We start from the raw sequence: 14276 nt of genomic DNA on the forward strand, positions 1-14276 counted from the left end.
TCCGGATCGGGCTTTTGTCTTAGGAAGGTTTCATGAAGTATGTTGTTTCATGGACTCGATGGAAATGAATCAGCCCGTATTCAATCCAATATTATTCATCATTTTGAAACGGCTTCAATGTTCAGACGTAAGTTTGTTATACGTTGTAAAGATTAACAGTTCAGAGTCGAAGTCAAGGCAGTCGGGGGAAGCTTACATGACACATCACAATGACAATCAGGATAATGACAATCAGGCCGCAGGATGGTATGACAAGAAAGCAGCGCAGGCTTCACAATATTTTGAGCTGTTGTCAGCCTATGTTCATCGGCAAGACTATGCAGAACACCTTATGGAGGAGGTAAAGGCATGGAAGCAGCAGCATCACAGGCCTTTACTTTCACGGCTCCTGCAAGTCCGCAAGGAGCCGCGACCAGCGGAAAACTTCACTTATCTGAAGTATCTTCAGTATAACGGGCGGCTGAACGACTACTTGAGTCGCAGCATCACTTATATTTATATGCGAGATCTTGGAGCTTCTCCTGAGAATCCGGCAATCCAGCAAAGGATACAGAACCTGACCGTAAAAATAGAACATCTACTTGAACAGCACGTTAACTCAAATCATGAAGCTGCAAACGGCAATTTGTTCAGCTTTAAGGATCTATACCGCTGGGGACAGAAGGAACAGATTGAGCCTGTCATCATCTGGCTCATTGAGAAGCTGAAGCAAGTGCGCGACCATATTCCGGAAGGCATTCATAAGGAGCATGCCCAAAGAAAGCTGATCAAACTGATCGCAGGCGTCGTTATGCACGCCCTGGAGGAGCTGGGAGAGGACGTTTCTGCCGAGGAGCGCAGCAGAAGACTGGGCGAAGCCATCAAGCTGGGTTATTCTTACGGATTGACCTATCCTTTTATCGATGATCTTCTGGACTCCGATGTGCTCAGTCCAGAAGATAACCTGCAATATGCTCAAATGATCCGCCATGCTCTTGTCACAGGCATTGTTCCCGAACCGGGGGATTGGGCCCGGCAGCATGAGCAGCTGGCAGCATTTATTTATCGTGAGCTGAAATCAGCCTTTGAATATATACAGTCCATCCAGCGTGACGAAACGCGAAGTGCGTTCTTTGAACAGACTTATGTGTTTTTTCATGCCCAGGAAATCGACCGGATCAAACGGCTGGATTACGCAGCGTACAGCAACGAAGAGCTTTATATTCCGATCATTCTGAAGTCTGCTGCTTCCCGGACTATTGTTCGTTCTGTTCTTGCAGCGGACGCGAGTGCAGACTATGAAGAGCGCACCTTTTATTTTGGGATTTACAACCAGCTGGCCGATGATTTCGCAGATCTGTATGAGGATCTGGAGCATCAGTCTGTAACGCCGTACACCTATTACTTGACCCACCGAGAAAACCGCCCGGATCTGATCAATCCATTTGAATTGTACTGGGCTGTCGTTCATTATCTCATTCATCATTTGTATCAAGGTCATAAGCAGGTACAGGAGGCGATTCTAAGCAGAGCGATCAGCAGTCTGCACAGATGCCGGTCCCGGCTCGGCTATGATAAGTATAAGTTCTTGATGAAGGAGCTCGAACCAAGCCACACCCCGTTTGCGGTCCTGCTGCAGCAGCTGGTTCGTAACAGTAATCCTGTCCAATTCTTCGACAAACTGCTACGGGATCAGCTGATCAGCTCACTGCGCAGTCAGGAGGAAGAAAAGGCTCAGTTCCGACAAACCATGGAGAATGCGCGACAAGTCATACAAGCATCCCTTCCGGTAACCTTGCCGCAAGAAGACCAAGCCTTTACCGCTGACATCATTGCTGCTGCGAATTACAGCCTGCAGGGCGAGAGCAAGCTGCTGCGCCCTGTGATTGCTTATGTCATGGGAGTCCTGGAATACGGATTTGCGGAAACGGACCTCCTGCCTTTACTCCGATCCCTGGAGTATATGCACACAGCCTCGCTTATTTTTGATGACTTGCCCTCTCAGGATAATGCAGCTACCCGGCGAGGGCGGCCCACGCTGCATGAGGTCTACGATAGTGCCTCCGCAGAGCTGGCCGGAGTCTACCTTATTCAGAAGGCGATGCAGGAGCAGGCTTCCTTGACCTCCTTTGATCCTTCCCGGGTGCAGTCTCTGATGAAATATTCCGCGGAGCGCGCGGGGGATATGTGCGCCGGCCAGATGAAGGATCTAAGCACAAGAGGCCAGACGCTGACGCTAGAGGAGCTGAATGCGATTTGCTACTACAAGACAGGTATTGCTTTTGAGGCAGCTTTGGTCATGCCTGCTATTCTTGCCGGGACACCGCCCGACGTCATCGACAGCATCAAGAAATTTGCTTACCATGCAGGCATCGCGTTCCAGATCCAGGACGATGTCCTGGACACCGAAGGCCATGCACAGACCCTCGGTAAAGATACCCAGATGGATCGGCAGAACGGAAATTCTACCTTTGTGACCATTCTTGGCGTGGAGGGTGCCCGGCAAGCCATGTGGGATCATTATTGCTCTGCCATCGAGGCGGTAGAGAAGCTAAAATTAAAAACGGCTTTTTTTCAGCATTTTCTGGATTACATTATTCATCGCAGCCACTGAAGCACAGGTTTTCCTGGATCATACGCACATTCCTTCACACCTGTCCTGGAGCCGTTATAAATGATAGTACCCAAATGCGGTGAGCCTTCATATGCTAAAGAAGATATATGTAACAGCTTAACCATGGACAGCGATGACATTTTCTGCGTAAAGGCGGTGCTTATCATCAGCTATACCTTCAACACCTTGAACAGCAGTGAAAGCAGCCCTCAGCAGGATGCCAAGGATTTCTACATCATCCTGATCACCGCCATTGCGTTTTATCTTCTGTTTGTAGCTCCCCGTTCGACAGAGGAGGAAGGAGGGAACCCCGTTGGCAGGCACGAGAACCTCTAAAGCTCCAAACGATGAACAGCGAAGCATAAATCTGGTGTTATTTATTGTAATCTCACTCTCTTTCATTTACGGATTCGGGAAAGAATTGACGCCGGAGGCACCGGAAACAATCATTCCGTAACGGATGGATTCATGTGTAGTGGAGGCTAGCTATGGCACAAGGAAAATCGGGAAAAGGAAGCCGCAGACGTTCCAAGCCTAAGCAGGATCGGTCTCTGTTAAATAACCTAACGCCTCAGCAAATCGCGGTCATTGCCGGTTTACTTACCAATGCCTTGACCGTAGACTCCTTACTCATTGACAAGGAGCAGCGACTGCAAATCGTTCTTGGAGGCTCGCTGAGAAGGAAAACCAGGCTGGATCAATTGATTAACGAGCTGCAGGATGCATCCCTGGATGAATTGCTGGATTCACTGTTGAATCGGTAATCCAGCTGCGGAAAATGTCAGCTTCGAGCTTTTAGAAACTTAAAGGGCGGCCCTATAGTCAGGGCTTCATCACAACGATTCTGGAACAAGGCACATCAGCGAGAGATCGGACGAGCCTATTTTTGTGTCACCGGTTCCGGATTGATTTGATCGATCACAAATTCATTCTTTGAACTGTCAAACTTATACGTAACCAAGAATCTAGAAGTTAATTTTTCTGAGTGATCTTTGTTTTTATCTGTCCGCGAAGTATCCTCCCCTTATCTTTATCAATCTAATAACCCAGTTCATTCATAGATTAACTTTCCTTTGTATATGATTTGATCTTCCGATTTGATCTCAATCTTAGTGCTACCGATCTTTGTACTATCCTTGTAGGCGTTTATCTCAAGGATACTGTCAGTTGTCGCTGATTGAGAAGGGTCATCATTTACCAAAGGAGTCCAATAAATATTTTCACCTGATTTAATGGTCGCTTTCTTTCCCTGCGGTATCACCTTAGAATCCTCTGGATTCCATAATAACAGTTGTCCCTCTGAGGTTTGTAATTCAATTTTTTCAGTACCTTCAGAAGCAATGGTTACAGGAAAGCCTGGCACACTGCTCATTAACATAGAGTATTCGCCAAGCGGGAATTCTACATCTGGTTTTACCACTAATGGTGCTCCGTCTGCTGCATAAGCAGTAACCACGAACCCGCTAAATAATGTAGATGGATTAGCTTGATCCCCATTGCGAAGAACAAGCGGTCCTCCAATGGCCAGAAGAAGGATAATCAAGCAGGAAACGGTAATCGTAGCGACCGTTTTGCGAAATTCCCGAGCTGCGGTATGAGGAGCATTGGCACTCGATTTGGCTTTGCGGATGATTAATTGTTTGAGATCATCATCCGCCTTTACTTCGTTCATACCGTTCACATACTTACTTCTCATCATCATCGTCAAATCCCCCCGTTATCTTCATCTTCAGAAGTTCTTTAGCTCGTTTTAGTTGTGTCCGAATCGTACTCTCTTTTATATTTAAAAGCTCGGCGATCTCGGCTGTTTTGTAGCCTTCATAATAGTAGAGATGTATGACTATCCGGTATTTCCGAGGAAGCATAAGAATAAGGGACACGACCTCCATGTTCTCTGTATGATTATTTGGCAGGGGTACCTCCTCGGATGGTGAGAACCATTTCTTCCACGGACTTCTGATCACGTCCTTACACGCATTTATCGTTACTCGTATGATCCATGCCTTTTCATGCTCAGTGTCGTTAAAGGAACGTTGGTGCTTAAAGAACTTGATATAGACCTCCTGGCACACATCTTGCGCATCTGCTAAATTGCCGAGGTGGGCTAGTGCCAGCCGTAGTATCATATCGGCGTATTTGTTCACTATACTTGTGATGTACTCATGTTTGTCTAGCTCGTTAACTCCCAATTGCTCTCCTCCTTTCACCCCTAACACGTTGGTAAATGGGGAAATGTTTCATCCCTCAAAAAAATAACTGCGTAGTTAAGCAGCATGATTTAAGTCAGTAGTAGCCATCAGGCACTAGGCAACGCACTAGGTGGGAAGCTAGCGACTATTGTACTTACAGCTGACATTTCAGAGGTAAACAGTCTTGTTCCTAAAATTGAGAAATGGATCACAGAGTTTAATGATTCCGATGGTGTTGGAATTTCTTAATATGAGCTGACCATTGATGATAAAAGTGATAACGAGACGACTTTATTATATTTGACAACAGATTTAGTGTATCGTGATTTCTATTGGTGGCAGTCCCCAGCTTTAGGCGATGAAGTGTGGACAAAAACCAAACCATAGGGTCAGGAGTCTGCTGCTAGTAAAGACATTACAACTGGGCCATCTGAAGTAGATAACAAAGGATATGAGGGGCCACAATTTAAACAGTAATAAGGGAATTCATCTCCCCTGAGTTCTCGATTTTGAAAACAAAGAAGAAGCATCCCGAATTCGGGGCGCTTCTTCTTTATCTATAAATGTGAAGTGAATATGCTGAATGGAAATAGGAAATTTTTATTCAGAGGGTGTATATCTCCCCAATGTATACTCACTCTTCACATATGCAATCAAGTTGCATGAACTAAAGCAGGAGAAGAGTTGGTTTAAGTAAGGATATTATCCATAATATTAGCTATTTAATAACATCTACTTTGCGGATGGTATCAGCTTCGCTGGTACTACAACAACACTTGCTAGCAAAAATACTCCAATTCCTTTTTTCAATTTTTCCGCCACCTTTCTTCTTATGAATCTTATTTATTATAAAAGAGAATATTTTTCTTTAATTTACAATATTATTACAATTATTGGAAGACTTTGAGAAACATACATAAAGAAAAGGTGCTGCAATAAAAGCTGCGGCTTTTTTGATTTGATTTATCAGATTAGATTATGCTAATATGTTTTCAACCTAACATATGCGTTTAAACTAATATGATTGAGGAGGAGAGTGACTCACGTGCATACAATAGATCTGGATCTCAAAACAAAGTTTATCCGCGGCTTCTCCGATAAGACGCGTCTGCAAATCGTGAATATATTGAAAAGCGGAGAGAAGACGGTATCTCAGATTGTAGAGGCTGTGCAAGGCAATCAGTCCAACATCTCCCAACATCTGGCATGCTTGAAGGGCTGTGGCATTATTGTCGGCAGGCAAGAAGGCAAGTATATCTACTATGCCCTGCGTAACGAGCAGATTTTGTCTCTCATCCAGCTGCTGGATGAGGTATATGAGCAGGTTCAGAACGAAATGATGGCTTGCGATAACCCGATAATGGAGTGATGAGCATGAATGAGGAGAAGAAAGAGACGGGCTGCTGTCAGGATTCTTCTTGTACCACGAAGGAAACGGTACAGCCTAAACATCAGATCAAGGTTGACCTTCGGCCAAAGGTGCAGGTCAGTGAACGTGCTGACGCTTGTCAGGATGATTGCTGCACAGCAGCACCTGCAAAGGCTGTTGAGAGCATTACACCGGCTGCACACATGAATGCTTCCTCGAAGATCAGAACCTATGCTATAGAGGGCATGGATTGCGGTGCATGTGCTGCAACGATTGAGAAGCAATTCAGGGGCGATCCGGCGGTGCAAAGCGTCAGCGTTAACTTTTCCACCGGTAAAATGCAAATGGAGCACGATCATCCGGTAGAGGAAATTATCAAGCGGGTGTCCAAGGCCGGGTTTCAAGCCACCCTGTTGACCAAGAAGCAGCAGAAGGCACCGGCGGCACCTACTGCCAAGCCATATCCCCTGATCCTTTCCGGCGTGCTGCTAGCCTTAGGCTTGATCAGCTCATTTACTGGCTTCTCTGCTGCATGGAGTACATTTGCTTATGTCTTGTCGATACTCACCGGCGGCTACAAGCCGGCTAAAAGCGCATATTACGCCCTCAAAAGCAGAGCTTTAGATATGAATGTGCTGATGACGGCTGCCGTCGTTGGCGCGGCCCTGATTGGAGAATGGCTAGAAGGAGCCACGGTCGTCTGGCTGTTCGCCCTTGGCAACATGCTCCAGACCGCATCAATTGAAAGAACTCGTCAATCCATCCGGAACCTGCTGGACCTCGCGCCGCCTGAAGCATGGGTTAAGGAGCAGGATAAGCTTGTCAAGGTGCCGGTCGAGGAGATGAGGTTGGGACAGATTATTGTAATCAAGCCCGGGGATCGTATTCCGCTGGATGGCAGGGTCGTGGTGGGAGAGTCCAGTGTTAACCAGGCTCCTATTACAGGTGAGTCCATTCCGGTCGATAAAGAGATCGGGGATGCTGTCTACGCAGGAACGATTAACGAGCAGGGTACGCTGGAAGTAGAGGTTACTGCTCTAGCGGAGGATACAACGATCTCCAAGATCATCCATCTCGTAGAAGAAGCACAGGAGAAGAAAGCGCCGACACAGGCTTTTGTCGATCGCTTTGCTCAAATATATACGCCTATTGTGTTTGCAGCAGCCTTGCTCACCATGGTGCTGCCTCCGGTAATCGGGCTGGGAAGCTGGGGAGAGTGGTTTTATAAAGGGCTGGAGCTGCTCGTGGTAGCCTGTCCTTGCGCGTTGGTTATTTCTACGCCGGTTGCCATTGTTTCCGCCATCGGAAACGCTGCGAAGCATGGGGTGCTCATCAAGGGTGGCGCATTTTTGGAAACGGCTGGCCGCATTAGTGCCATTGCTTTTGACAAAACAGGCACCTTGACGGAAGGCAAGCCCTCCGTATCTCACCTGGAGGCCTGGAAGGTCAGCGAATACGAGCTGCTCTCCATTGCGTACACACTTGAAGAGTACTCAACGCATCCGATCGCTAAAGCGATCACGGCCTATGCTCAAAGCAAAGGCGTCGTCAAACAGAAGGGAACCGGATTTAATAACAAGGTAGGACGCGGTGTCGAGGCTGAAATGAACGGAACCACGTATTGGGCCGGGAATATGAAGCTGTTTCAGCACCTGCATATGCCTGACTCCATACAATCCAAAGTGCAGAAGCTGGAGCAGGAAGGGAACACCTTAGTATTGATCGGCACAGCGGATCGGCTGCTAGGGCTGATTGCGGTGTCGGATCGCCTTCGGCAGGTGACCGTAGATGCACTGCAAGGCATTCGGCAGACGGGAGTGCAGGAGCTGGTCATGCTGACCGGGGATAATGAAGGAACCGCAAAGCATGTGGCTGCGAACTCCGGGGTATCCCGGTATTTTGCCGAGCTGATGCCAGAGCAGAAGGTAAGTGCTATTGAGAAGCTGCAGCACGAAGGCCACCGCGTAGCGATGGTCGGCGATGGAATAAATGATGCTCCTGCTCTGGCTGCTGCGGATCTCGGCATCGCCATGGGCGGCGCCGGGACGGACACCGCTATGGAAACCGCAGACATTGTGCTGATGGCCGACAATCTGCAGAAGCTGCCCCATACGATCAAGCTCAGCCGTAAAGCGCTCGGCATCATCAAGCAGAATATTTGGTTCTCGCTGATCATCAAGGCTGCTGCGCTGGTCCTAATCTTTCCTGATATATTGACACTATGGATCGCCGTGTTAAGCGACACGGGGGCCGCACTGCTCGTAATCTTGAACAGTATGAGACTGCTGCGAGTGAAGGGATAGAGCCATCTATCCCTTTTTGGTGTATCTGTATTTAGGGTAAATCACTAGTTCTCCATTTAAACAGCTCTCTACTAAGAAGCAGTCCCGCACTACATGCCAACAGCAAATACGGGAAAAAGGAGAACGAAATAAAGCTCAGCAGCTGACCCATACCGGGAGCGACAAGTGTCGTTCCCGTATAAGCACAAGCCATCTGAGCTCCCATGGCTGCCGGTGCGTGTTGACCGTAATACTGCGGCGTCTGATGCAGCATCGAAGGGAAGATTGGAGCCAGGCCACTGCCCACCAAGATGAATGACGTCAGCGTGAATGGGGTGGGCAAGGGCAGGAGCATGACGATAAAACCCAAAAGCGTCAGTACACTTCCGAAACGGATTAAGGTCTCGTTGCTCCAGCGGCTGGAAATCCATCCGCTTAGCATCCGCCCGGCCGTCATGCCGAGAAAGAATAACGATACCCAACCAGCTGCACTTTCCGGCGAAACCTGCTCCTGCTTCACCAAGTACGTCGAGCCCCACAGCATCATGGATGCTTCGATCGAAGCTACCAGAAAAAAAGATAGCAATCCCCACAGGGCACCTCTGCGGCTTAAAGTACTCAGCAGCGCCGGTTGCCTTTTGTCCTCGGCTTCTCCATGAATGGAAATGGGTGAGGCTTCAACCCTCTTCCACACTGGAAGTGAGAATACCAGCAATATTACTATAGCCATTTGCAGCGAGGAGATGGTCAAGTATCCGCCTCTCCACGTATTTCCCTCGAACAGAAGTACAGACATGAGCAGGGGAGCCAGCATGGCTCCCACTCCCCAGAATGCATGAAGCCAGTTCATGTGCTTGGCCTCGTAATGCTCAGCTACAAATTTATTCAGCCCTGCATCAACGGCCCCAGCGCCTAAGCCTAGCGGTATTGAGCATAACAGCAGCCACAAAAATGAGTGGGAGAAAGAGAAGCCAAGCAGCGCAATGGCGGTCATGAACACACTTGTCAGCGTTATTTTCCCTGTACCCCATAACGAGATCAGGGAATGAGAGAAAAGACTGGAGAGAATCGTTCCCGAAGTGATTATGAACGAAACAAGACCTGCACTACCGGTAGAGACCCCCAAATCTGAATTCATTAGCGGCCAGGATGAGCCAAGCAGCGAGTCTGGTAATCCAAGACTAATAAACGTCAGATAGATCAGAATTAGAAATAACATATGCTTCTTCCGCTAGCTATAGCTCAACAAAGCTTCAATCTCAAGAGCCGCTCCCGGCGGCAATACGGCTTCGATGCGTTCGCGGACACCATGGTCCAGCACCACCTCTGCGTCGAGCATGGCTGCAATGCCTTGATCGGTCGAGGTACGAATCAGCCTTCCCAAGCCTTGACGCAAGCGGAGCAGCATATAGGGAAGGTCAACCTCCTCAACAGCTGAAGCAGCAGCCTTCCGTTTTGCGGTAAATACGGGGTCCTGCGGCGGGTAGGGCAGTGACCAGATGATGACGTTAGATAATGAAGGCCCCGGTACATCAAGGCCCTCCCACAGGCTCGCTGCACAGAGCACGCTCTGTTCCTGCTGCTGAAATTGTGTAATCAGGCTGCTGATCTCCCGGTCCCCCTCATACAGCATGGTATAGGCTGTGAGCTTTGGATGACGCATTGACGCATGCTTGAATGCCTTGAGCTCGTCCATGGTTTTGAATAACAATAGAGCTCGTCCGCCGGTCCGCTCAATCAGCTTGGCTGCCAGCTCCAGCTTCTGCATCAGCTTCTCTTCCTCCGTCATAGAATCGTTGTGCATAAGCTCCCGCGGCGCAAGCAGCTTCATCTGCTTCTCGTAATCATAAGGAGAGGCTACCGAGAAGGAGATATAATCCGTTATACCAAGGCTCTCGGCCACATAGTCAAAAGATCCATCCACTGACATCGTGGCGGACGAGAAGACAATCGGCATTTTCAGTCCGAACACGCGCTCCTTCAGCACCTCTTTGACCGTCTGGGGCATCATGGCCAGCGTAGCCTCGCCATTCTGATTCATTTCCGCCCAGCAGATGAATCGGTCACGCTTCTGAAACAGCTGCAGCGCAATCTGGATCATCTCCAGGTGCTCCTCTACAATGCGCAGCTTATACTCATCCAGGGTATGCAGTCCACTCTCAAACACCAGCTCCTCATCGATTTGCTCAATCGTGCTCCGCCAGCGATTCAGTTCAGAAATCAGCTTCTCATCCACGTCAATTTCATAACGGTCGGATCCCGGAATGGCTTTGGCCTGCTTGGCAATGAGGTCAAACACCAGCTGACTCTGATCCAACGAAGCTTCAATGGACTCGGCCAGTGTCTCCCGAATCTCGCCATCCAGAAGCCGGGTGATAATCTCCTCATAAGCACTATGCTTCAGCTTGTAGCTGAGGGCTTGCTGCGCCGCGGATTCCAGCAAATGGCCCTCATCAAAGACAACAGAGCTGTGCTCCGGTAACAGAGGGAGCTGGCCTTCACGCTTGCGCCCCTCATACGTCCATACATGCTCCATGTAATAATCATGGGAACAAATAATGAGGTCGGTCGATTTGCGATAATGATCCCGGGATAAGGTCATGCCGCAGCGATGCCTTTTTTCACATACAAAACAGTCCTGGAATGAGTCCCAGTTTATCTTCTGCCACTGCTCATTACTCAAATGAGGATATTGCTTTCGGTCACCATAAGGATAGAAGGCCTGCATCGTACCGGGAGCATGAACAAAGTCAGGGAGGCTTTCGTGCACCTCTTCAATGAATGCTGCATCCTCATCCTGAAGACGAGCACCGTCTATTTTACGGAGACACAGATATTGATCGGGTGATTTACCAAGCCTTGCGTCAATCTGCAGATCCAGGTAAGAAGCCAGCTTCGCCAGATCTCCTTCCTGCTTCACCAGCTGCTCGATCAGCGATTCATCCGCGCAGGCAATGACAGCCGGCTTGCGGGTATACCTCGCATAATTGATGGCATAAAGCAGATACACCAGGGTTTTCCCTGTACCTACACCGGCTTCAGCAAAAATGGTCTGTTGCTCTGCATAGGCACGCTCCAGCTGGTAGGCCATATAAATTTGTTCATCCCGGATCTCGAACCCATGCTCCGGCAGCACATCATAAAAAACATCCGCCACCCAATCGCCAACCTGCTTGACGAACGGTTCTGACGGATTATAGGAAAAAGGATATCGCTCCACGCTCACGCCTCCGACACAATGTAATATCGTTTAATGTAAACATCAATCTCATTACGATTTGGAAAACATCAATTATCTCATGGAGTAACAGGTTTAGCAAGATAAAGTTGAATGAACTACACATCCTACGCTTTGCAAAATGGTTGACAACGGCAAAACAAATTGCATATACTTCATTTATTCGTAATCATTACAATTAAATGAATGTCATCATTATGATGGACAAGGGAGAATGAAGCATGGGCAAAACGTCATCCAATCAACGGCTGCCACGGGCCAAAGGCATCGACATGGCTGCTTATTATACGGTTAAAGAATGTGAGAGCAGGGTAAAGCGTATTGTGCTGCCGGATCGAAACCGGCAGATTGTGGAGGAGTTCATTACCATTTTGGGCATGAAGGAAAGGTTTAAGGAGCATGATGTTCCGATTCCCAATAAGATTGTGATGTTCGGGCCTCCCGGGACAGGCAAGACGCTGACCGCGTTCTATGTAGCGACCCGGCTGGAGCTGCCTCTGCTGCTGGTGCGTCTGGATGCTGTTATTCATAGTCATTTGGGAGAGACCGCGAGCAATGTACGTAAAATTTTTGAATATGCGAAGGCCACACCTTGTGTCCTGTTTCTGGATGAATTCGACGCCATCGCGAGAACGCGAGAGAACAACGATGAGGTTAAAGAAATGTCCCGGGTGGTTAATACGCTTTTGCAATGTCTGGATGAGTTTGAGGGCGACAGCATCTTTATGGCGGCAACCAATCTGGAAACCGAGCTGGATCACGCAATCTGGCGGCGGTTTGACACCAAGATGGCCTACAGCCTGCCGGATGAGAAGGAACGGGATCAATATATTTCGCTCCTGATCGGAGGTTTCGGCCAAGAGGATCACCTCCAGTCGATCGCTGCATCCATTCTTCAAGGATCAAGCTACGCAGAGATGGAGCAAATTGTTCTGAAGGCGAAGCGAAAGGCAATCATCGAGGATAGCCTGCTGCGCGCAGATCATATTGAAGAAGCTTTTGCGGAGTACCAGCCCAAGCGTTAACCTTTAATGGAAGAAGATCTGAAAATCATCGGCTTCCTGATCCTGACCGTCATATCAAACTTGAAATATCCAGGAACTGCGCATAAACTAAAATGCAGAACATGTGAGCTTTGATGCAAAGTGAGATGGACAAGTACATAAAGGATAAGGAGCAGACATGAAAACATACGATTTTCTACCCATCATCCTAGGAAGCGATGAAAACGCATATGGCAATGCCCGGCTGATTCATGAAGCCTATCAGATCAAGCCTTTACTGCTGTGCACCCGGCTGCTCATTCCAACGATGAACAGTCAGTTGTTTCACCTTGTGCAGATCGACAGATTTGACCATGACGAGGTCTTTCCCGGAGCGCTCTTATCCATTCTGGAGAAGCACGCTGCCGACAATCAAAAAATAGTGGTCATTCCATGCTCAGACTATTATGCCAGCCTGCTGACCCGTCATTATTCCAAATTCAAAGGGCTGATTGCAAATCACTTTATTTCTGAGGAGCTGCTGGATACCTTTGATACAAAGGATAAATTCTATCAGCTGTGTGAGCGCCATGGATTGGACTATCCCAAGACGATTGTATGTCAACCGCATGAACGCGAAACCGCTTTGGATAAGATGAGCTTTGACTTTCCGATCGTAGTAAAGCCGGAGAACAGCAATGCCTATGACTACCTGCATAGTGATTTTGAAGGCAAGAAGAAGGTGTTCTTTTTCCATGATAAGAATGAATATCTCAAGATGGTCACAAGCCTGAATCGTTCAGACTATCAAGGAAAATTAATTATTCAGGAGTTCATTCCCGGCGGGGATGACGCCATGCGAGTCATGAACAGCTATTCGGATGAGAACGGCAAGGTCAAGCTGATGAGTCTGGGACAGCCCGTCCTGGAGGAATACGCTCCCAAAACACTCGGTAATTATGCCGCCATTATTGCTCGCTCCGACATGAAGCTGTACCAGCAGATCAAGACCTTTCTGGAAGAGATCGGTTATGTGGGCTTCTCGAATATCGATATGAAATACGATAGCCGAACCGGAAAGTATATGATGTTTGAAATCAATCCGAGAATGGGAAGAAGCAGTCTTTTTGTCAGAGCGGCGGGCCTGAATATGATCAAGGTGCTGATCGACAATGTCGTCTATGGCAAGGAAGAGGAATGTGTCTACGGGAATCAGACAGGAATGTGGACCAATGTTCCTAAGAGCGTACTGAACAGATACGTATCGAACTCGAAGCTGCTTCAAGAAATCCATGAGCTGTATAAACAAAAAAAGGTTCTAAAATCGCTCTGGTATCCCCCGGATTTGAACCTCAAACGAATCATTCGAATTGCAAGATACAATAATGGACATGTGAAAAATTTCCGCGAGCATTATTTTGAGAAGCAATAGGAACATTGAACATCACAGCACTCCGTAGTCATAGGGTTTACGATCAAACAGCAGCTTGGGCTAGGTCCAGGCTGCTGTTTTTTTTTGGGGAATATAGCGGATCTATACGGCAGACTTCACTCGAAAATATTGAAATTGTAGCATCTACCTTAAATTGTTGGTATGTCCTGTTGACTGAAACCCAAGTACA

Annotated in this window: 11 protein-coding genes; 7 read left to right on the forward strand and 4 right to left on the reverse strand. The window is 48.0% G+C overall.

Annotation, left to right across the window (positions count from 1 at the left end; translation table 11 throughout):
- The first annotated feature begins 196 nt into the window (after nt 1-196).
- From E6C60_RS10670 to E6C60_RS10680, 3 genes are all read left to right on the forward strand, one after another.
- Nucleotides 197-2593 (forward strand): polyprenyl synthetase family protein, encoded by a 2397-nt coding sequence (locus tag E6C60_RS10670; protein WP_138225839.1) that lies wholly within the window; start codon nt 197-199, stop codon nt 2591-2593.
- 60 nt (nt 2594-2653) lie between these two features.
- Complete coding sequence (locus E6C60_RS10675; protein WP_138225840.1) at nt 2654-2929, forward strand: hypothetical protein; 276 nt, start codon at nt 2654-2656, stop codon at nt 2927-2929.
- Nucleotides 2930-3081: 152 nt separating this feature from the next.
- Entirely contained in the window at nt 3082-3357 is a 276-nt protein-coding gene (locus E6C60_RS10680) for a hypothetical protein (RefSeq protein ID WP_138225841.1), read from the forward strand.
- 287 nt (nt 3358-3644) lie between these two features.
- Here the strand turns inward: E6C60_RS10680 and E6C60_RS10685 are convergent, their stop codons facing one another.
- Entirely contained in the window at nt 3645-4295 is a 651-nt protein-coding gene (locus E6C60_RS10685; RefSeq protein ID WP_138225842.1) for a hypothetical protein, read from the reverse strand.
- Nucleotides 4279-4782: an RNA polymerase sigma factor gene (locus E6C60_RS10690; RefSeq protein WP_208202703.1), complete on the reverse strand. Its 504-nt coding sequence runs from the start codon at nt 4780-4782 to the stop codon at nt 4279-4281. Before E6C60_RS10690 ends, E6C60_RS10685 begins: the two co-directional genes overlap by 17 nt.
- Before the next feature lie 1045 nt (nt 4783-5827).
- Here E6C60_RS10690 and E6C60_RS10695 point away from each other — a divergent pair.
- Nucleotides 5828-6151: an ArsR/SmtB family transcription factor gene (locus E6C60_RS10695; protein ID WP_138225843.1), complete on the forward strand. Its 324-nt coding sequence runs from the start codon at nt 5828-5830 to the stop codon at nt 6149-6151.
- 5 nt (nt 6152-6156) lie between these two features.
- Nucleotides 6157-8454, forward strand: coding sequence for a heavy metal translocating P-type ATPase (locus E6C60_RS10700; RefSeq protein WP_138227747.1), 2298 nt, complete (start codon nt 6157-6159; stop codon nt 8452-8454).
- 31 nt (nt 8455-8485) lie between these two features.
- Here the strand turns inward: E6C60_RS10700 and E6C60_RS10705 are convergent, their stop codons facing one another.
- Both E6C60_RS10705 and E6C60_RS10710 read right to left on the reverse strand, forming a co-directional pair.
- Nucleotides 8486-9652 (reverse strand): MFS transporter, encoded by a 1167-nt coding sequence (locus E6C60_RS10705; RefSeq protein WP_138225844.1) that lies wholly within the window; start codon nt 9650-9652, stop codon nt 8486-8488.
- A gap of 12 nt (nt 9653-9664) precedes the next feature.
- Nucleotides 9665-11653, reverse strand: a complete 1989-nt coding sequence (locus E6C60_RS10710; protein WP_138225845.1) for an ATP-dependent DNA helicase — start codon at nt 11651-11653, stop codon at nt 9665-9667.
- 239 nt (nt 11654-11892) lie between these two features.
- Between E6C60_RS10710 and E6C60_RS10715 the strand changes: the two genes are divergently transcribed.
- Together E6C60_RS10715 and E6C60_RS10720 are read left to right on the forward strand one after the other, a co-directional pair.
- Nucleotides 11893-12696: an AAA family ATPase gene (locus E6C60_RS10715; protein WP_138225846.1), complete on the forward strand. Its 804-nt coding sequence runs from the start codon at nt 11893-11895 to the stop codon at nt 12694-12696.
- A 157-nt stretch (nt 12697-12853) separates the two neighbouring features.
- Nucleotides 12854-14086 (forward strand): carboxylate--amine ligase, encoded by a 1233-nt coding sequence (locus E6C60_RS10720; RefSeq protein WP_138225847.1) that lies wholly within the window; start codon nt 12854-12856, stop codon nt 14084-14086.
- Nucleotides 14087-14276 lie beyond the last annotated feature (190 nt).

The sequence above is a fragment of the Paenibacillus algicola genome, from assembly GCF_005577435.1.
Lineage (GTDB): Bacteria > Bacillota > Bacilli > Paenibacillales > Paenibacillaceae > Paenibacillus_AQ > Paenibacillus_AQ algicola.

Bases quoted from the DNA above. Each gene is read 5' to 3' on its own strand.
- E6C60_RS10680 (WP_138225841.1), top strand. From the start codon at position 3,082: ATGGCACAAGGAAAATCGGGAAAAGGAAGCCGCAGACGTTCCAAGCCT.
- E6C60_RS10705 (WP_138225844.1), bottom strand. From the start codon at position 9,652: ATGTTATTTCTAATTCTGATCTATCTGACGTTTATTAGTCTTGGATTA.
- E6C60_RS10675 (WP_138225840.1), top strand. From the start codon at position 2,654: ATGATAGTACCCAAATGCGGTGAGCCTTCATATGCTAAAGAAGATATA.
- E6C60_RS10670 (WP_138225839.1), top strand. From the start codon at position 197: ATGACACATCACAATGACAATCAGGATAATGACAATCAGGCCGCAGGA.
- E6C60_RS10715 (WP_138225846.1), top strand. From the start codon at position 11,893: ATGGGCAAAACGTCATCCAATCAACGGCTGCCACGGGCCAAAGGCATC.
- E6C60_RS10685 (WP_138225842.1), bottom strand. From the start codon at position 4,295: ATGATGATGAGAAGTAAGTATGTGAACGGTATGAACGAAGTAAAGGCG.
- E6C60_RS10720 (WP_138225847.1), top strand. From the start codon at position 12,854: ATGAAAACATACGATTTTCTACCCATCATCCTAGGAAGCGATGAAAAC.
- E6C60_RS10700 (WP_138227747.1), top strand. From the start codon at position 6,157: ATGAATGAGGAGAAGAAAGAGACGGGCTGCTGTCAGGATTCTTCTTGT.